The sequence below is a fragment of the Nostoc sp. DSM 114167 genome, from assembly GCF_052692655.1.
This window is the reverse complement of sequence record NZ_CP195116.1, coordinates 440,336-459,399: the sequence shown is the minus strand read 5'-3', so window position 1 is coordinate 459,399 and position 19,064 is coordinate 440,336. Positions and strand designations below refer to the sequence as shown.

Sequence of the window (19,064 nt, the reverse complement as noted above, 5' to 3'; positions counted from 1 at the left end):
AACATTCAGATCGTAAAACCTAAAAAAGGAGATTTTTGTGAGCAAATCGATTGTTGAGTTAGTCGATCAATTGCCAACTGGCGGCTTGACTGTTTCTATGTTGAAGTCCCTCGATTTTGTTGCTCCTGGAGAGTGGCAAAATACCGTTGGCTTTGTCAACACTATTAAGAAAGTCACTGGCGAAGACGACGAAGATTTAATTCAGCAAATTGGCGAAAGAGCGATTTATCTATTTAATGATAAATCCCAAGGATACCAAACAGCCTTGTGGTTATATCAAACTGTTGATAATACAGATAAAGCCCTTGGTGCAGCAGCTTTAGCTAACAAAGTCGGCGAAAAAATTCCTTTGTTGGGTTTTTTAAACTCTGTCACTCCCAAACCTGATAAAGCCCAAACCATTGATTTGACGTTAAAATTAGTGGCTGAGTTAGTAGCCTTCTGTCAAATTAACGGCATTCCCGGAGACAGTATTGGGGATTTTGTCGCCTCTTTAGGAGAGTACAGTGGTGAGTCGCTGATCCGCATGGTGGCATTAGTTTGCGTTGATGGTTTGATACCTTTAGGCCCAGATTTTATCAGCAAAGCGATATCTGGGCTGAATCAAACAAATCCACAGGAGTTAGAACAAAACTCGACTTTCCAAAATATCAAAGATGTGATTCCTGGGAACAATGCCGGCAGTAAACTCAACTTTATCGGCGAAAGCTTTGACTCAGTTAAAGGTTGGATGAGTGGGTTAGTTAGCGCCAATAATTTAACGCCGCAAAAGGTTGTCCACAACTTGCAAAGTTTTACCGATATTGCTGATGACAAGTTGGACTACCTTGCAGCATTCCTGGATGTAGCAACAAATTATTATGAGCACACTGGCACGCAAACTTTAGCACATCGCTTGATTGAACGCGCGGTAGCTGAGATTTAGGTTGATGGGAAGTGGAGACTGGGAAGATTTCCCAATCTCCAATTCCTATTGGGGTAAATGCAAATCTGCGGCGATCGCATACAAGTAAGGTTGAAAAATAGCCAAGTTTTCTAGTTTATCAAACTTACCTGTTTGCGTACCTGTGTCAAATGCAGTAGTAATTACGTAAAGTTTAGTGCCATCAAAGGCAACATGACCGATATGTTGCTCTTGTACTTCACCTTGCTGCTTAAGTCCGACGAACCCATAGCGAATTCCCTGAAGCTTACCAATGGTTACTGGTTGCGGTGGGTAGGCTGAGAAAGTAATTTGTTTTCCATACTTACCCTGTCGATCTTTGGCAAACGCAGCATAATGCTCTACAACCCAAGTCTTAAGTACTGGTAATAACTGGGTTTGGTACTTGGGACTTTGGTAGTCTACTAGAGAAGCAGTTGGGATACCAGCTGCTAAGAGTTTCTTTCGGAAATCCTCATTGTTTGCTAGTGGGTAAATGTTAATCTCAACTGTACCCAAACGTTTTCCTTTGGAGGAGACACACAACAAAGGTGCATTTCCTTCACAGGGAGCAACTTGCCAGTTAGTTGGAGCAGCAGCACTTCCCAGAATTTTCTGCCAAATATTTCCTTGATTAGAGTTGGGAAGTTTGGCAACGGTAGGAGGTTTTACTACTTTGGGTGAAGAAAATTGCGGTAAAAAAAATTTGGCTCCCACCGGTATTGACACCAGCAAAATAGAACCTAGTAATAAATGATAAAGTCGTAACATTTTTTTAAAATCCAGAGCCAGGGATTGCAGACTAACGATATCTACAATACTTTATGGATCGATACGGTTTACCAAGCTGATGAGCGATATAAAATTTTGGAACTATACACCAATGGCACTAAGAAAATATGAAGCCTTTGCCAGGACAAGGTGTTGGGTGTAGTAAAAAATTAATAAAAGTAGAAAATAGAAACAAGTACTGACTAAGCCCCGTTGGGGTGGGTTGTAGGGTGTGGGGTGTAGTACAAGTCTCTACCAATGCCGTCTTCCCTACCCCTACCCCCTACACCCTGTTTTTGACAATGATGTATCTCTAAGAACATCAATCAAGTTGTTCTTAAATTACATCTTATGGTTTATTGCCTAAATTGACATATTAAGCAATGCTGTTACTCCTAGAAATAATTTGTATTGCTTTCAATGATTCAGGCGTTTAATCTTCGTCAAGGGCTGGGAAAGCTTCTTCAAGCTGCCACAACCGATCTTTATTTTCAACGAACCAAATACGAGTTTCTGGAGTTAATTTACTCCAAATGTCTTCAATCGGGATGTGAGGAGATGCATACTGATAATGCTGACCAAGTGATTTGAGATTGTCCGCTACATCACGGGGAATTCCAAATTGTTCCCAGTCAACTATTATATGTTTTCCCGAAACTCCGGCTGTGGGGTCAAAAACCAATTGTGCCGATCTGATTAAATCAGCAAAGTGTTTCGGTTTGAGTTTGGTGATCTCCTGAATTTGGAGTGATTCGTTATGCTCTTGAGACATGATCGCCGCAGTAGTAAAGATTAGTGATTCAGTTGAATTTACTGCCAGAGATTTTTATCCCAATATTTTTACTTTAGCGCAGAGCCACTAACTCGATCGCGACTTAACCACACAAAGGGTTTAAGCAAATCGTTTCGGGTGAGCAAATTTACCACACATCTATCAGTACAATATCTCAGCTAGTAATGAAAAGTTTGTAGTAAGCACTTTAGGGACTTCCAAAGAAAAAAACATTCAATTTTTCTTGTGGGGTGGGCGTCTCGCCATTAGTGTCAACTTAACTTGAAACCGAACGTCCGCCAGCCAGGGATTAAAATCCCTGTCTGATAGCAAAAGTCCTCACTCAGAGGACTGAAGATTACAGTCCATTTTAATGGACTTGGGTTATTAGACCGCCGTTTTAACGGTGGGCGGACGCACAACACCCAACGAGTACGCTAGGGCTTGCTGAAGTTGACACCACTGGCGTCTCGCCCGCCCAATGGTTAGGGCGGACAAGATGTCCACCCCACAAGATTGAATAATTTATTTCTTGGTAATCCCTTAGTGCTTAGAAAATAAGGACTAAAGTCCTTACTACGAACTGTTCCTAGTACCTATTTTAGTGACGAGTGTAGGAATGCTCAAAGTCAGTTTTGAGTGTATGAGCCATAAGAGCAATTTCTGCTTGTTGTCTTGCAATCAGAGGCAAATCCTGCTCCAATATTTTATTCGTATTCGAGTGAGCGAGCCAGCGCGGCCTCAACTTGACTCCCCAAGTCATGAAACAAACAGGGGTTTGAGTAAGTCAAAGGTGATTTTGCTTGCGGAAAACACCCAAATGAGAAAGCATTCAAGCATTTTGAGTAAGTCAAAGGTGATTTTGCTTGCTGAAAATACCGAAATGAGAAAGCATTTAAGCATTTTGAGTAAGTCAAAGGTGATTTTGCTTGCTGAAAATACCGAAATGAGAAAGCATTCAAGCATTTTGAGTAAGTCAAATGCCATTTTGAGAAAGCATTTAAGTATTTTGAGCAAGTAAACAGGTCTTTTTATAAAGAAATAAGGCTTTTTGAGCGAGTAATCAGCAAATATACTTAACGATTAAAAATCGCGTTTGCACAAATGAATTCGGCAATCAAATAATTTAATAACTTTTCTATAAGTTTCTCTTTCTAGAAGGATTGCCTCAGCTACTCATCTTCGATTAGAACTGTAACAGCAGCGATCGCAATCAACATTTCGTCATTTTTATCGTTGAGTTCGGGAATCGCCCGCCCTTGAACGATCATCCCTCCAGATTCTACGGTGAGGGTTTTTCGCCCAAATGGTAATACAGCGAGTACTTCTTCTTCTCTAACTTGTTCGGGGTATGGCACTGCCACCTGAACCTCTATAATCATTTGATTGGGGTGACTTAAACCTGCGACTTCCCAAACACCAGGTAAGGCATTGTGAGCGATCGCATTCCGTACTGCCCTAGATGCTGCTACTGTTGGTTCTTGTCCGTGTTGATCGATTCCCATCCCCATTTCGATAATCAAGCGTTTACGCGCCATTGCTAACTCCGATAAATCTTGCATCTTGACAATAAAAAAGGCAGAAGTTAGAGAAGCTACTTGGCAAAAGACCTTGCTACTTACTGCATCCTCCTGCCTCTGCCTCACACCATACGTTGTAAGCGACTCAGACGCTCTGAGTAACTTTTCATTACCTGTAGAGCAAACACAGGTGTTTCTTGAACGGCAAAGAGAAACCCTTGCTCATCAAGGAAACCCAGCTTGGTATCCACCTTGGCAATAGCTGCGTAAGTTCTACTTTTTACTCCTACAAGTACCCCTGCACCAAAAACTTCGCCTGTTTCAATGGTTTCTACAATTTTGCCATTGACTAATATATCTACCTCTCCTTCGATAATTCCATACATTTCATCACCAGATTGTCCTTCTTCAAAGATGACTTGACCTGCTGAAAATACTTTAGGGTCGGGTTGTTTTTGAAATATACTGACTGTAACTACAGGATTTAGCATTAGAGCAACCCCAAAATTCTTAGTTTTTAGACGAAATCTTTAGATAGCTTTGGGCGAACCCAGAAAAGTATACTACTTTCTGTTGGTTAACTCTTAATCTCCCCAAAATTCCTGATTAGTTGCCTGGTTGACTTTTATTAGGATCGGACAAGGGAACATGAAAACCAACCTTGGTAGAGAATGGCGTAAATCAACATACCATTTCAAATACTGCTTCCTAACTCCTGCCTTTTTGGTAAATAAAATAGCGAATTTTGGATTTCAGGCTATCTTCTATAATTAGTAAAACCTGCACACCTAATTTTAGGCATGAGACTGTGACCGAATCAGGAAGTTACAAAGATACTGTAAACCTACCCAAGACTAATTTTGATATGCGGGCAAACGCCATCAAGCGTGAGCCTGAAATCCAAAAATTTTGGGAAGAAAATAAGATTTACGATCGCCTCTTTGAAAATAACCCCGGCGAATTATTTATACTGCACGATGGGCCTCCCTACGCTAATGGCTCACTCCATATTGGTCATGCCTTAAATAAAATTCTCAAAGATATTATTAACCGCTACCAAATGTTACGAGGGCGTAAAGTTCGCTACGTTCCTGGTTGGGATTGTCACGGATTGCCGATTGAGTTAAAAGTTTTGCAGAATATGAAGTCAGCAGAACGGCAAAACTTAACATCTTTACAACTGCGGCAAAAAGCGAAAGAATTTGCTCTAACTACGGTAAACGACCAGCGCCAAAATTTTCAACGCTACGGTATTTGGGGTGATTGGAACCACCCTTATCTAACTCTCAAGCCGGCTTATGAAGCGGCTCAAATTGGCGTGTTTGGTCAGATGTTCTTAAAAGGCTATATCTATCGCGGTTTAAAGCCGGTTCACTGGAGTCCTAGTTCTCATACCGCTTTGGCTGAAGCTGAGTTGGAATATCCTGAAGGTCACGTTTCTCGTAGTATCTATGCAGCTTTTCCAGTTATAAGTTTGGCGGAAACTGTAAAACCACTGTTGGCTCAATATCAGTCAGATTTAGGTGTGGCTATCTGGACGACTACACCTTGGACAATTCCGGGGAATTTGGCTGTGGCGGTGAATGCAGATTTAAATTATGCAGTGGTGGAAGTTTCCCACCCAGAGAAAGAAGCGCAAAATAATTTCAAATACCTCATCGTTGCTGCTGATTTAGTCGAACGTTTATCTTCAACCTTGGGAGTTGAGTTAACTGTAAAAGCCACCTTCAAGGGGAATGATTTAGAACATACTACTTATCGTCATCCTCTATATGACCGCGAAAGTCCAATTATCGTCGGCGGTGATTACATCACTACTGAATCGGGTACTGGGTTGGTACATACTGCTCCCGGTCATGGTCAAGAAGACTACATTGTTGGTCAACGCTACGGTTTGCCCATCCTTGCACCAGTAGATGACAATGGCAACTTTACCGAAGAAGCGGGAGAATTTGCAGGGTTGAATGTGCTGGGTGATGGGAATCAAGCGGTAATTGATGCAATGGCTGCGGCTGGTTCTTTGTTGAAAGAAGAACCATATCCCCACAAGTATCCTTATGATTGGCGGACGAAGAAGCCGACAATTTTCCGCGCCACTGAACAATGGTTTGCTTCCGTGGAAGGATTTCGAGAAGAAGCGTTAGAGGCGATCGCCACGGTAGAATGGATTCCAGCCCAAGGTAAAAATCGCATCACACCAATGGTAGCGGAACGTTCTGATTGGTGTATCTCTCGTCAACGCGTTTGGGGTGTACCCATTCCCGTTTTCTACGATGAAGCCACGGGAGAACCACTGCTGAATGAGGAAATTATCAACCACGTCCAGGGAATCATTGCAGAAAAAGGTTCCGATGCTTGGTGGGAACTTTCAGTTGAGGAGTTATTACCCGAATCCTATCGCCAAAATGGCAAGTCTTACCGCCGGGGTACAGACACAATGGATGTATGGTTTGATTCTGGCTCATCTTGGGCGGCTGTCGTCCAACAGCGTCCAGAGTTACACTATCCTGCTGATATATATTTAGAAGGTTCTGACCAACATCGCGGTTGGTTTCAATCCAGCTTGCTTACCAGCGTAGCGGTAAATGACATTGCGCCTTACAAAACTGTACTAACTCACGGCTTCACTTTGGACGAACAAGGCCGAAAGATGAGTAAGTCAGAAGGAAATACGATCGATCCAAATACAATCATTGAAGGCGGAAAAAATCAAAAAGTAGAACCGCCTTACGGTGCAGATGTATTGCGATTGTGGGTATCATCGGTTGACTACTCCGGCGATGTCCGCATTGGCAAAAACATCATTAAGCAAATGAATGATGTCAGGGGGAAAATTCGCAATACGGCGCGGTTTTTGTTGGGTAGCTTGGATGATTTTGACCCGGAAAAAGATGCAGTTCCCTTCGAGGAATTGCCAGAACTTGACCGTTATATGCTGCACCGCATCACCGAAGTATTTGAAGAAGTTACCGAAGCCTTTGAGAGTTTCCAATTCTTCCGCTTTTTCCAAACAGTGCAGAATTTCTGCGTGGTGGATTTATCCAACTTTTATTTAGATGTGGCCAAAGATAGATTGTACATCAGTGCAAAAGATGCTATACGCCGTCGCAGTTGTCAAACGGTGCTGAAAATAGCTTTAGATAATTTAGCACGAGCGATCGCACCAGTGTTATCTCACACTGCCGAAGATATCTGGCAATATCTCCCATACAAAACACCTTACAAATCGGTGTTTGAAGCCGGTTGGGTGCAGGTTGAGGAAAAATGGCGTAATCCAGAGTTAGCACAATTTTGGGAAACACTGCGACAACTCCGCACCGATGTAAATAAAGTGTTGGAACAAGCCAGGATAGAAAAACTCATTGGTTCTTCTCTGGAGGCGAAAGCTTTGATTCACATACCTGACAAACAATTAGGTGATGCTATCAAAGCCTTTAACCCAGTTAAGGGTAACGGGATTGACGAACTGCGATATTTATTACTGACTTCCCAAGTGGAATTATTAGATTCTGCTCAAGGGTTGCAAGGATTGAAATATACAGCGCAGACGGAAGATTGGGGAATTGGGGTAACGAATGCAGACGGGCAAAAATGCGATCGCTGTTGGAACTACTCTATTCATGTCGGAGAATCAGCAGAACACCCTTTAATTTGCGAACGGTGTGTTGCAGCCTTAGCTGGAGAGTTTTAAAAGCAAAAATTCTACGGCACTAGCAAACTACAAATGGCTAAATGCACTGACAGCAATTTTCTTTAAGATGAAGTACAAAACTACAAGATTTGAGGCAAAAGACAGAAACAAGGAAGTAGAAACTCTTGATGTTTTATGCATTAGTCCTGCATTTTGTACCTCATTTACTGGAAGCTGCAAGAATATAGAGACGAGCATTGCTAAGTCTCTATTAGGGTTGTGTATAACAGATATTTAATTTCTGGAAATCTCTTTTTAACATGATGAAGTCCGCTTATGCGGACTTTGTTGTATAGCTTAGTCATTCCCAGAAATTACGCAATTGGCACAAAGTTAAATATATGATTAAATCAGGTTGCAGTCAGCGACTAAAAAATATTTTATGTAACACGCATTCTGATTATTTCGTATTATGCATAAGTTATAAATGTATTATATTTTTCTAGAAAAAAATTGAGTATTATTACTGAATACTTATCAGTATTTTCACTGTATTGTTTTCTATTAAAGAGCCGAATAGATTGATTATTAAGACAATCTAAAGGTATGGATTAATACGTAAAATCTCGTTTAAAACATCCATTAACTCAATCAAAATTTAAGAGATAGAGAGATATGTCAAATAAAGTTGCTAAAGAATTGGCTGATTTTCTGCTGCAAATAGAACAGCGATCGCAGCTTCATGCAGGCTATCCATATAATTTAAGTTGTGATTACAGTGCGATCGGCAAATTTTTCAATTTTCTATTAAATAATGCTGGAGATCCATATATTGAACCAGATTTTGGTCTCCATTCTCGTAAGTTTGAGCAAGAAGTATTATCTTTTTTTGCCCAACTTTATAAAATTCCAGAAAATCAGTTTTGGGGTTATGTTACTGCTGGCGGAACTGAAGGTAATTTCTATGGAATGTTCTTAGCAAGAGAAATCTATCCTAATGGCATTCTTTACTCATCACAAGACTCTCATTACTCCATACCAAAAGCGGCAAAATTATTACGCATTCAACACAATGTTGTTAACTCACAAATTAATGGAGAGATGAATTATGAGCATTTTGAACAACTTATTAAAGAAAATCGCAATTATCCAGCGCTCATAAATTTGAATATTGGGACTACTGTCAAAGGCGCAATTGATAACTTAGACAAAGTTCTCGAAATTTTAGAGCGCAATCAAATTAAAGATTACTACATTCATTGTGATGCTGCCCTTTCAGGATTAATATTACCCTTTTTAGATGGCGCTCCCCAAGTTAACTTTCAAAAACCCATAGATAGTATAGCTATTTCTGCTAAATTCATTGGTTCGCCCTTGCCTTGCGGTGTAGTTTTAACCAAGAAAAAATGGGTAGAAAAAGTTGAAACAGCAATTGAATATATTGGTTCATCAGATACAACCATTCTAGGTTCTAGGAACGGTCATACCCCTCTCATTCTCTGGTATGCAATGAAAACAAGAGGTTATGATGGATTAGCCAAAGAAGCAAAAACTTGTATAGATAATGCTCAATATCTTTTCCAACAACTTAAAATCAGAGAATATCCATGTATGCTCAATAAATTTTCCAACACCGTAGTGTTTCAAAAACCTTCTCAAAAATTAATTAAAAAGTGGCAGCTAGCGATTTATGAAAATTGGGTACACATTATAGTCATGCAAAATATCGATCGGCACAAAATAGATACTTTTGTTAACGAACTTTTGTTAGAAGAAGGGTTAGTCGATCAAATAGAGAATTTCCAACGACAATCAGCGCTACACTAAAAATAGATTGTCAAGTGAAATTGAACGCCGAGTTTGAGAAGATAGTTTTCTAAAAAGAATTTGCTCTCAAGATTTCATCTTTTTAAAAAGTTTTTTCCGCACAAATTAGCAGCAAGGAGTATTTCTACTTCTGCCCGTTCCATAGGTGGTAAGAAAAAATACCCTTGCCCATAATCACATTCTAAAGCCTTCAATTGTGCTAATTGGTCTACAGTTTCTATGCCTTCTGCTGTTACAGACATATTTAAATTATGGGCTAATGTCACAATCGCTCGAATAATTTCTAAATTTTCTCCTCGACTACCTATACTGCTGACAAAAGAGCGGTCAATCTTAATGGTTTTGATTGGTAGGCGATGTAGATAACTCAAGGATGAATAGCCAGTTCCAAAATCATCCATGTGCATTTCAACATTCAGTGCTGTTAATTGAGAAAGCACAGTGGTTGCTAATTCAAAATTATCCATCAACAAGCTTTCAGTAATTTCTAATTTTAAATAGCATGGCTCCAGTCCAGTTTGCTGCAAAATATGTTTAACTTGTTTAAACACATCAGGTTGTGTGATTTGTTTACCAGAAAAATTTACGCTCATCGTCAAAGATTGTGAAGTAGGAAATTGTTTATGCCATTTGTGCATTTGGTGACAGGCTTCATAAAGCACCCATTGCCCGATACTCACAATCATTCCAGTTTCCTCAGCCAAGGGAATAAAATCTTGAGGGGAAATAAGTCCTCGTTCTGGATGATACCAACGTATTAGCGCCTCAAATCCAATAATTTTGCCAGTTGTCAGTGAAACAATTGGCTGGTAATTAAGGCGAAATTCTTCTTGCTTGAGCAGCGCATTTCGCAGAGCAGTTTCTAACTCTAAGAGTAAAGCTGCACCCTCGTGCATCTTTGGATCGAAAACCTCATAACGTGCCTTACCAAGCGATTTGGCACAATACATTGCCACATCGGCATCGCGTAAAATCTGCGCTGCTTGCTCATAATCTGCTCTGTTCAAAGCAATGCCAATACTAACATTAGTAAACACCCGATGCTCATTTAATTGAAATGGCAAAGCTAGCACCTTTTTAATTCGCTCGGCGACCTGTATCGCTGTGTTGATATCCTCAATTTCCTCAATTAAGATTGTGAACTCATCTCCGCCAAAACGAGCTACTATGTCTTCGCCTCGCAGAACTGACTTGAGCCGATGAGAAATTGCAATCAAAAGTTGATTTCCTAGTAGATGTCCAAGGCTGTCATTAACAACTTTAAAGCGATCTAAGTCTAAGAAGAGTACGGCAAATAAATAATTATTTTGCTGTTTAGACTGTTCTATTGCTTGCTGCACCCGCTCCATAAATAACCGTTGATTAGGTAATCCAGTTAGCCCATCATGAAGACTATTGTGCAGTAATTGTTCTTGTGCTTCTTGACGTTTAACAATGTCTTGTTGAAGTTGTTGATTAACCCTAATAAGTTCAATGGTGCGTTCTAGCACCAACTGCTCAAGTTGATAACGATACTGGACTAATTCTTCTTCTGCTAGCTTCCGCTTAGTGATGTCACGGACAATAACAATATACTCACGTAGCAGAGAATTAAATGGCTGGGAAATCGTTGATTCAACAATTCGCAAACCTTGGTTAATTTTCAAGCTTTGCTCACTTCTAGTAGACCATTGCTCCGGTTTGCCGCGATAGCATATTAGAAGTTGATTCAAGTTTTGCCCAAGCAACTGCTGAATACTTGTTTGAAATAATTCTTCAGCAGCGGCATTTGTCTGAGAAATTGTCCCGTCTTCATCTAATACTAAAACAGTATCTGGAACCGTATCGAGAGTCGTGATAAATAGGTTTCTTGCTTGTTTGCGTGCTTCATCAATAGCAATGATTTGTGGTAAGGTTGTCCAACAAGCGATCGCAACCCCTGTAAAAGAAAGCGTCACTAATAAAATCGCTAGAAATGAATTTTGAGGATGATTAGAAAATCTATCTAAAAAATCGCGAATAATCCAACTGATTGTGGCAGTAATACAAATCAATGATACTAAAACAATCACTTGTAATACTACAAAATCTGGATTATTTCTACTAGGCTTAGTATCGTAACGCTGTGTCCACCAATTTGGGTGTAATGGCGCAAATCTTAATCGCCTTAGAACTAAATCTCCAATTGTCAAAATAATGGGTAATAATAATCCCACTAAGAAATCTCTCCAGTTCCAAGCTAAACCTCCCACTATTAGAACTATCGCTTCGACCAAGAAAAAACCAAGTGACCACCAAGGCCATAACACGTGTGGTTTGCCACGACACATCCATAACCCCAGATGTAGACCCATAATAGACATGAGATAACAAGTGCCTGCTACTGTGACAAGTTGAGATATATTTCCCAAATTTAGACACAGCAAACTGAGTAGAAAGGTAACTAAAATAGCAGGAACAAGGATACCTTGACGGGAAACTAATGCAAATATAGGAGAAAGCTGTCTGTCTAAGGCAAGCTGGTATAATATCCGAGGAGAGTTAGAAACTGCTGTAGCAGAACTTAGAAGGCAAGATATAGTAATCAAAAGTGTTACTAGAAAGGGTGCAGATTCACCCCAAAAAGGCTTAGAAGCCGCTACCAGATTTAAGAATGCATCCTCACCTATTGTTGAATTTGGAGCAGTACACATTAATACCCAAGAACCACCTAGAAACACCGGAGGAATTAACCAAGCAGCTACAGTTAAAAACTTTAAAGTTTTATATGGGTGGCGGCTATCAGCAACAAAAGAAGAAGTGGTTTCACAAGCATAAATTGAATAGCTAGCTAGAAAAAACCATTTTGCCCATTCTTGAAAGCTCAGGCTATGCGTGCTAGTTGGGAGAAAATTCAAATTAGCAGATGAGAAGGCTAACCATAATACGCCTTGAACACAAAACAATAACAGTAATAAAATCGCTGGGAATACAAAAAATAAATGTAGAAGCGCCAAAGCACGGGTGCCACTGAACGCTAAAATAAATGGAATCGCTGTAAATAAAACTTTTAACAAAGTTTCTGGACAAGAAATACCTAATGTTTCAAAATTGACTTTAATTAGGTTGGTGAGAATAATTGCATACAGTGCAGGTGCTGCTGCCCAGCTAAAAAAGTATCCTAATGCTACGTAACGGCCTAAGCCAGGAAACTTCTTTAATAGCCTTGTGGTATAGTTTGGTGTTCCTCCGGCAATATCTGACCAATGCCTACCTAGACTTTGTACCTGCAAGTTAAGCAAAAAGGAGATAATCGTGCCAAAAAACCAAACTAAGATAGCTTTCGGCCCTAACGCTGCATGAATAATAGGGGCAGTACCAATCCATCCAACATGACCAGTTAACCCAAAGCCCCAGGTTTCGAGATAACTTAGAGTCCGTGGTAGGCGCATTAGCAAGTGCTGATTGTTCCCCGCCTGTGCAGAATCGTTACTAACCATTGTTTCTTAGTGAGATTTACTGACCTTTTCACTCAATAGCTGAATCTCACCAATTATAGCTTCCGTATAACTGCTGAACTTTCAGAAAGGATAACTTATTTGTTACTCAATTGGGGATTTTGGATTTTAGATTAACCTCATGCCTAAAGAGTTTTCTTGAATAGAGAATTTTAAATTGGTTATTTGAGATTTATTCCATATAGCTTGTTTCTCACTGAGTAAGTATAAATTCTCTTTCTTTAGATTGTTATAAAAATTGAAAGGTTCAGATTTGTGACCTACTTAATAGACATAGACATCTCCAAAAATAAATTATTCATTACCTGAAACCCTTGTAAAGACGTAGTAATGCTACGTCTTTACATTGATATCTCTAATTTAATCAATCGGAAATCGTGTTGTTCATCAATAATTAACTAGAGCTATAGCTTTTGCAACAATTCCTGGGTTAATTGCAAGAAAGCTTTTGAACCTGCTGATTGGGGAGCAATTAAAACAGCTGGCATAAAACTATCAACAGCCTTGGCAACATTGACATCAACAGGTATTTGTACCTTACAAATTTTTTCGACACCAAAATCTTCGACAACGCGATGCATTACTTGTTTATAGTATCTGCCAGTGAGCAGGTTAGCACTGGACATACTAAATACAATTCCCAACATTTTTATATCTATCTTGGTTTCATGTCCGTGACTATCTTTTAATTGGGCAATCCGTCTTTCTAAGAGTTGAATACCCACTACAGATAATGGTTCTGGTTTTGCAGGAAGTATGTAGAAATCACTGGCAGCTAAAGCACTACGAGTCAAGAGATTATAGCCAGGGGCACAATCGAGAAGAATAAAATCATATTCTTGATGTACTGGTTTTAAGATATTCTTAATTAAGACCCTTTCAAAGCGATTCCAAATCGTTTCAAAGTCCTGTTCGCCCAAAGCAGTTGCTTGCTGATGCAGCATTTCTGAAACAACAAATTCATCATATAAATCAATGTCTCCCGGCAATAAATCTAGTCCGGGAAGATTACAAACCTGGGATTGAATTATATCCTGAATTTTAAATTTTGCTTGGGGGTCTGGATTGATAACTTCGTCTATCAGATACCTAAATGTCTTACTTTGTTTACGAAGCTTGGCAAAATCTAAAGGCGACATCAAACTGAGTGTGGCACTAATTTGGCTGTCTAAATCAAGAACCAGCACCCGCTTGCCATGATTTTTAGCTAAACAGGTAGCTAAGTTGACGGTGAGGGTGGTTTTACCAACACCACCTTTCATATTGGCAGTAGCAATTACATATCCCATTGATTGAATCCTCTATTGACGCATTCCCACAGTGGTCTGTCCCATTAAATATTATGGGTTTGTAGTAAGCACAAAGCGTGCTTAAAAATCTAGGACTAAAGTCCTTACTACGAACTTATTCACCCCTCGTAACTAATGGGACAGACTACTAGGTAGCGTACACCTCTGCTGATATTTTAAATCCTCCATTAAACTTAATATTTTCGGAAATTCAAAAGAGTGATTTCAGCGATTTTTACTCATAAAGGCAGTAACATGTAGTTGGCTCTTTACCTGGAATCGAGCTACCAGCCTACTTTACTCCATAATGACAATAGTTTGGCTTAATCCCGTAACAGCTTGCTTTCACAAAGCAATTATAGAGGTATTGACAAATACAGTAGCCCTAAATCAATTGTGAGAAAATAATAGTGTTGTGAATATCACTAAGTATTGGGTGCAAAATGTGGATGCATTTGCTAATTGAATTGAACGAAGCCAATCGATAATTTCGTGAAATCAAAGGCGCATTTACACACAAACTTATAAGGTAATTAAAATGACTTACGATTCCAAAGATGTAGAACAAATCCTGCAAAAAGCACTCACTCGTAAACAGGAAGGTGAATTTTCACGAGAACAGCTTTTAGAAATGGCATCTGAGTTAGGTATTTCTTCTAATATTTTGGCAGCAACAGAACAAAAGTGGTTGGCTCAACAAGAAGAGGAACGTTCGCGACACACATTTAATACTTTCCGACGCAGAGCCTTTTGGACACACTTTGTTTCTTTCCTAGCGGTGAATTTATTCCTCATTCTTTTAAATTTAATCACTAGTCCTAGTTATTTTTGGGCTATTTTCCCAGTATTAGGATGGGGGTTAGGATTATTTTTTCATTGGTGGAGTGTTTATCAGAGTAAATCAGAGGATGACGAGATCGCTTTTCAGAAATGGCGTACACAAGTTTAACTTTCAATCTCAGATATTCAGCATTGTCTAAATAAAATTTTCCCATGAAATACTCACACTCACTCTTTGCGATGAGTGTGAGTATTGTAATTTATAGGTAAATCTCCTCTAACATCGCAAAAATAGGTAAATTTGAGCAATCTTAAACTTGAGGAGTTATATAATCACCTCCTTTGATCTTTGTGCTTGCCAATTTGCCAAAATAGAGCTGTAGGCTAGAATAACTACGCTTTAAGAAGCTTGATTGCCTACACTCAGCAGCAAGGGTCGGTTGGTTAATAAGTAAGAGGAAGGGAGTATGGACAACAACAACTGGTTGCAACAGCTAATGATGGTCGGTCTTGGCACAACGTCTATAGTCGCAGAAAAATTGCGGCAAGTCAGCGATGATTTAGTCAAAGACGGTAAGCTCAATCCCGAACAAGCCAAGGCGGTAATAGATGATATTGCCCAGCAGTTAAAGTCGGAGCAGGGAAACTTCGATGTCCAAATGCAACGGCAAATGCGAAATATGATGCAGGATTTGGGGGTGGCTCGCCAGTCAGAAGTGGACGAGCTGAGGGGTAGAATTGACCGTTTAGAGCGTCAATTACGCGATTTAGAAAATAAGCTTTGGCGTTAGAATGTCCTTTGTGATTTAAACTAATTGTGTCCTATTGGTAATCTTTTAGCCAGGATACCTAAGTAAGGAGAACTGATTTTGAAACCAATTTTCCTCAGCGTGGCGTTCATGCTGGTGTGTGTTGTGCTTTTGGTTGTGGGGCAAATAAGCAGTAAACAAAATACTGCCATTGCTGCCGAGTTAACCCAAACGCCGCCAGCTGCCACAACTGTAACTGAAAACAATATCTTAATTGCGAGTAATACTATGTCTGATGCTAATGCCGTAACCACTCCCTCTGGATTAAAGTATGTGGAGTTAAAAGAGGGGACTGGGGCGACTCCTAAACCTGGACAAACGGTTGAAGTTCACTATGTCGGCACTCTAGAAGATGGTACTCAGTTTGATAGTTCGCGCGATCGCGGCCAACCCTTCAGCTTTAAAATTGGTGCTGGACAGGTAATCAAAGGTTGGGATGAAGGACTTAGCACTATGAAAGTAGGCGGTAAACGTCGGTTAATCATCCCCTCTGAGTTAGGTTATGGCGCTCGTGGTGCTGGTGGCGTGATTCCACCCAATGCAACTCTAATTTTTGAAGTGGAATTGCTGGGAGTTAAGTAGAAAGTAGGGCATTGGGCATTGGGATAAGTAAAGAATTTAACTTTTAATCTTCTACTCCCCAGTTCCCAGTCCCCAATTCAATAGCTAAATTTTTAAATTTTGAAACTTGGTAAATTGTGGATTAAACAAAAGTTTCGCAGTACCTGTAGGCCCGTTGCGATGTTTAGCTATAATTACTTCTGCAATGCCGCGATCGGGAGTATCTGGAGAGTAATATTCATCGCGATACAACATGATTACTAAATCCGCATCTTGTTCAATACTTCCACTTTCTCTCAAATCAGATAACATTGGACGCTTGTTAGTACGCGCTTCTACCCCTCGACTCAACTGAGATAAAGCAATTACTGGTACAGATAATTCCCGCGCTAAACCTTTGAGTTGTCGCGTAATTTTTGATAATTCTTGTACGCGATTATCACCTGCTCCTTCCATCAATTGCAGGTAATCTATTACAATTAATCCTAATTCTGTGCCAACTTCTGCTTGCAGTCTTCTTGATTGACTACGCATTTGTGTAACTGTAATATTCGGCGTGTCGTCAATATAAATTGGCATCTCAGAAAGGATACCAATAGCACGGCTTAAAGGTTCCCACTGTGTTTGACTCAGGCGACCAGTTCGCAGATAACTACTTTCAATTTGCGCTTCACTAGCTAATAAACGTTGCGTAAGTTGCTCTTTAGACATTTCCAAGCTGAAAAAAGCAACTGGTAATTTATAAGAAGCGGCGATATTATGAGCAAGGTTTAAGCAAAATGCTGTATTGTGTACACAGATATCATTAGCAACAAAATTGTGTGTTTCTGGGATTGTTAAGTCATAAACTTGTTTGCATCCCATCGATTCAATGGAAACTATTTCATCCCAGTACACATCACTTGTTGCTAACTGTTGAAGTGGCAAATTTTCTAAAGTACTTGCTAATATCCAAAGCCTTTCTCGTGTTAAAGCACGTTTACCAACATGGATATTTGAATACCCTTGAATTCCGGCACGTTGAGCTAAAAGAGTCCAAGGTTCATTACCTTTAGCTGTTGTTATCTGTTCCCAAATTTCTATTGGAATGAGGTCACGATTTGTTTGATATCTCTTTTTAGCTATTGCATCTGCGACCTTAGTTAATGCCTCTTCTTTGCCAAAAATACCAATTTCTGAGATAAAATTTTTGATGCTCTGGGCATCAGTAATATCTAATTGCCAAGCTGGTCTGCGAGTGTCTTTATATTTCACAGAGCGTTTTTTTAGACTGGCAATAATTCCAAATCGCAACAACAAATGTTGTATTTGTCTAGCTAATTTTTCGCTGACAGTACAGTAGCCTAACTGCGATTGACCGCTTGTAAGTAATGTAGCCCATCCATCGGTTGCAAACAAACGATTGAGGAATAAGGAAACTTGCGATCGCTCCAATTTAAAAATAACTTGCGGAATGATTTTGGCATCAGCTTTTTTGCCCCATAGCCCTATGTTTTCCAACCATGTTGTTAAAGGATTCTTTTGCCCTTGAGACATAGTTGCATAGAGTATTGGGGTGCGTTCACTCCTAATTTCTATCCTAACTTTCAACTTGGGTGAAAAGCTGGTAACAGCGTATGTGAAATCATTTTGGATGCGAGAGTTAATATTAGTAAATTCTGGTGTTGAGTCTGTTAAGCACCCATCACCTATGAAATATGCCAATAATTTAACTTCACACTCGCGGATAGTTTCTGTACCAAATACATTAAGTTTACGAGCTACAGCAATTTTATCGCCTACTCTTAATTCTGAAAGTTGTCGCCATCCATTGAGGGTTAAATAAGGATGGGTGATAGTACTTTCAATATATCGTCCTAAGCGAGTAGTAACACTAAAAACTGGTTTAATGCCGTCATTAACAAAGGCTGAAGCTTGAGTTAAATGAAACTTCCAATCATTTCCTAAAGTTATTAACTCAGCTTGCCGACGATAGTATATTTCTTTAATAGTTGAGATACTTCCGTCACTCAAAAGTATTTCCGCATTTTCATGCAAGCATTTCCCCATTGATGGGCGACCCGCGACAATAATCAAATCAGAGCGCTGAAAGCCACTGGTCATGGCATCTAAATCGTAAAATCCGCAGGGAATCCCAGGTAAAGCAATGCCTTGATTTCGATCCTCAATATCCTGGAAATTATTAATTAGAGTATCAGAGATATGAACTAAACCCGATTGGGGACGTTCTTGAGTAACGCCGAATACTTTCTGTTCTGCCTGATCTAAAACAATTGGTAACTCGGTTTCTGTTTCATAACCAAGATGTACAATTTCATTGCCAGCTTTAATTAACTGTCGCCGCAGGTATTTTTCCATCACCAACCCTGCGAGGGCATCGATGTTAACTGCTGAAACTGTACGGTCTACCAGAGTTGCAAGTTTATTTCTGCCGCCTATGCGAGTAAGCAAATCATGGTCAGTCAGCCAACTTGTGACTGAGAGCAAATCTGTGGGTTTACCTTGGGTGTGGAGCCTCACAGCTGCTTGATAAATATCTTTATGGGCGCTAATGTAAAAAGCTTCGGGAAGGAGGCGATCGCTAACTCGACTAATCGCTTCTGGATCTAGCAAAATACCCCCTAAAATCGCTTCTTCCGCCTCAATATTTTGTGGTGGGATGCGATCGCTACCTAGCCCTTGAAAACTTAATTCTTCAGCCATAAA

General features: G+C 39.9%; 14 protein-coding genes. 6 read left to right on the top strand and 8 right to left on the bottom strand.

Features of this window, described 5'->3' with window-relative positions:
• Nucleotides 1-37 precede the first annotated feature (37 nt).
• Nucleotides 38-925, top strand: a complete 888-nt coding sequence (locus NSTC731_RS01960; RefSeq protein ID WP_322685843.1) for a hypothetical protein — start codon at nucleotides 38-40, stop codon at nucleotides 923-925.
• 45 nt (nucleotides 926-970) lie between these two features.
• On the opposite strand, the gene NSTC731_RS01955 is transcribed toward NSTC731_RS01960, so the two are convergent.
• The 5 genes from NSTC731_RS01955 to NSTC731_RS01935 form a co-directional block, all read right to left on the bottom strand.
• On the bottom strand, nucleotides 971-1,693 hold the full coding sequence (locus NSTC731_RS01955) for a hypothetical protein (protein ID WP_445629383.1): 723 nt from the start codon (nucleotides 1,691-1,693) through the stop codon (nucleotides 971-973).
• 433 nt (nucleotides 1,694-2,126) lie between these two features.
• The gene (locus tag NSTC731_RS01950) at nucleotides 2,127-2,465 is read right to left on the bottom strand and encodes a hypothetical protein (protein ID WP_445629382.1); all 339 of its coding nucleotides are present in this window, start codon (nucleotides 2,463-2,465) and stop codon (nucleotides 2,127-2,129) included.
• 601 nt (nucleotides 2,466-3,066) lie between these two features.
• Nucleotides 3,067-3,228 carry a hypothetical protein gene (locus NSTC731_RS01945; RefSeq protein WP_445629381.1) on the bottom strand — a complete coding sequence of 54 codons (162 nt, stop codon included), beginning with the start codon at nucleotides 3,226-3,228 and terminating at the stop codon, nucleotides 3,067-3,069.
• A 409-nt stretch (nucleotides 3,229-3,637) separates the two neighbouring features.
• On the bottom strand, nucleotides 3,638-4,003 hold the full coding sequence (locus NSTC731_RS01940; RefSeq protein WP_099101269.1) for a Lin0512 family protein: 366 nt from the start codon (nucleotides 4,001-4,003) through the stop codon (nucleotides 3,638-3,640).
• A gap of 104 nt (nucleotides 4,004-4,107) precedes the next feature.
• A complete protein-coding gene (locus tag NSTC731_RS01935; protein WP_445629380.1) occupies nucleotides 4,108-4,476 on the bottom strand; it encodes a Crp/Fnr family transcriptional regulator in 369 nt (122 codons plus the stop codon).
• A 317-nt stretch (nucleotides 4,477-4,793) separates the two neighbouring features.
• On the opposite strand from NSTC731_RS01935, the gene ileS reads away from it, so the two are divergent.
• Both ileS and NSTC731_RS01925 read left to right on the top strand, forming a co-directional pair.
• Complete coding sequence (gene ileS, locus NSTC731_RS01930; protein WP_445629379.1) at nucleotides 4,794-7,676, top strand: isoleucine--tRNA ligase; 2,883 nt, start codon at nucleotides 4,794-4,796, stop codon at nucleotides 7,674-7,676.
• Between the two features lie 615 nt (nucleotides 7,677-8,291).
• Nucleotides 8,292-9,443 (top strand): histidine decarboxylase, encoded by a 1,152-nt coding sequence (locus NSTC731_RS01925; RefSeq protein WP_445629378.1) that lies wholly within the window; start codon nucleotides 8,292-8,294, stop codon nucleotides 9,441-9,443.
• Between the two features lie 74 nt (nucleotides 9,444-9,517).
• Here the strand turns inward: NSTC731_RS01925 and NSTC731_RS01920 are convergent, their stop codons facing one another.
• The gene (locus tag NSTC731_RS01920) at nucleotides 9,518-12,901 is read right to left on the bottom strand and encodes an amino acid permease (RefSeq protein WP_445629377.1); all 3,384 of its coding nucleotides are present in this window, start codon (nucleotides 12,899-12,901) and stop codon (nucleotides 9,518-9,520) included.
• 422 nt (nucleotides 12,902-13,323) lie between these two features.
• A complete protein-coding gene (locus NSTC731_RS01915; RefSeq protein ID WP_445629376.1) occupies nucleotides 13,324-14,208 on the bottom strand; it encodes a ParA family protein in 885 nt (294 codons plus the stop codon).
• A 538-nt stretch (nucleotides 14,209-14,746) separates the two neighbouring features.
• Here NSTC731_RS01915 and NSTC731_RS01910 point away from each other — a divergent pair.
• The 3 genes from NSTC731_RS01910 to NSTC731_RS01900 all read left to right on the top strand — a co-directional run bounded on the left by NSTC731_RS01910 (nucleotide 14,747) and on the right by NSTC731_RS01900 (nucleotide 16,379).
• Nucleotides 14,747-15,157 (top strand): 2TM domain-containing protein, encoded by a 411-nt coding sequence (locus tag NSTC731_RS01910; RefSeq protein WP_445629375.1) that lies wholly within the window; start codon nucleotides 14,747-14,749, stop codon nucleotides 15,155-15,157.
• 298 nt (nucleotides 15,158-15,455) lie between these two features.
• Nucleotides 15,456-15,779 carry a phasin family protein gene (locus NSTC731_RS01905; protein ID WP_094352173.1) on the top strand — a complete coding sequence of 108 codons (324 nt, stop codon included), beginning with the start codon at nucleotides 15,456-15,458 and terminating at the stop codon, nucleotides 15,777-15,779.
• Nucleotides 15,780-15,857: 78 nt separating this feature from the next.
• Nucleotides 15,858-16,379, top strand: a complete 522-nt coding sequence (locus NSTC731_RS01900; protein ID WP_445629374.1) for an FKBP-type peptidyl-prolyl cis-trans isomerase — start codon at nucleotides 15,858-15,860, stop codon at nucleotides 16,377-16,379.
• A gap of 84 nt (nucleotides 16,380-16,463) precedes the next feature.
• Here NSTC731_RS01900 and dnaB read toward each other — a convergent pair whose 3' ends face one another.
• The gene (gene dnaB, locus NSTC731_RS01895) at nucleotides 16,464-19,061 is read right to left on the bottom strand and encodes a replicative DNA helicase (RefSeq protein WP_445629373.1); all 2,598 of its coding nucleotides are present in this window, start codon (nucleotides 19,059-19,061) and stop codon (nucleotides 16,464-16,466) included.
• Nucleotides 19,062-19,064 lie beyond the last annotated feature (3 nt).

Coding starts and splice junctions, on each gene's coding strand:
- NSTC731_RS01955 (WP_445629383.1), bottom strand. CDS start 1,693: ATGTTACGACTTTATCATTTATTACTAGGTTCTATTTTGCTGGTGTCA.
- NSTC731_RS01950 (WP_445629382.1), bottom strand. CDS start 2,465: ATGTCTCAAGAGCATAACGAATCACTCCAAATTCAGGAGATCACCAAA.
- NSTC731_RS01945 (WP_445629381.1), bottom strand. CDS start 3,228: ATGACTTGGGGAGTCAAGTTGAGGCCGCGCTGGCTCGCTCACTCGAAT.
- NSTC731_RS01940 (WP_099101269.1), bottom strand. CDS start 4,003: ATGGCGCGTAAACGCTTGATTATCGAAATGGGGATGGGAATCGATCAA.
- NSTC731_RS01935 (WP_445629380.1), bottom strand. CDS start 4,476: ATGCTAAATCCTGTAGTTACAGTCAGTATATTTCAAAAACAACCCGAC.
- NSTC731_RS01925 (WP_445629378.1), top strand. CDS start 8,292: ATGTCAAATAAAGTTGCTAAAGAATTGGCTGATTTTCTGCTGCAAATA.
- NSTC731_RS01920 (WP_445629377.1), bottom strand. CDS start 12,901: ATGGTTAGTAACGATTCTGCACAGGCGGGGAACAATCAGCACTTGCTA.
- NSTC731_RS01915 (WP_445629376.1), bottom strand. CDS start 14,208: ATGGGATATGTAATTGCTACTGCCAATATGAAAGGTGGTGTTGGTAAA.
- NSTC731_RS01910 (WP_445629375.1), top strand. CDS start 14,747: ATGACTTACGATTCCAAAGATGTAGAACAAATCCTGCAAAAAGCACTC.
- NSTC731_RS01905 (WP_094352173.1), top strand. CDS start 15,456: ATGGACAACAACAACTGGTTGCAACAGCTAATGATGGTCGGTCTTGGC.
- dnaB (WP_445629373.1), bottom strand. CDS start 19,061: ATGGCTGAAGAATTAAGTTTTCAAGGGCTAGGTAGCGATCGCATCCCA.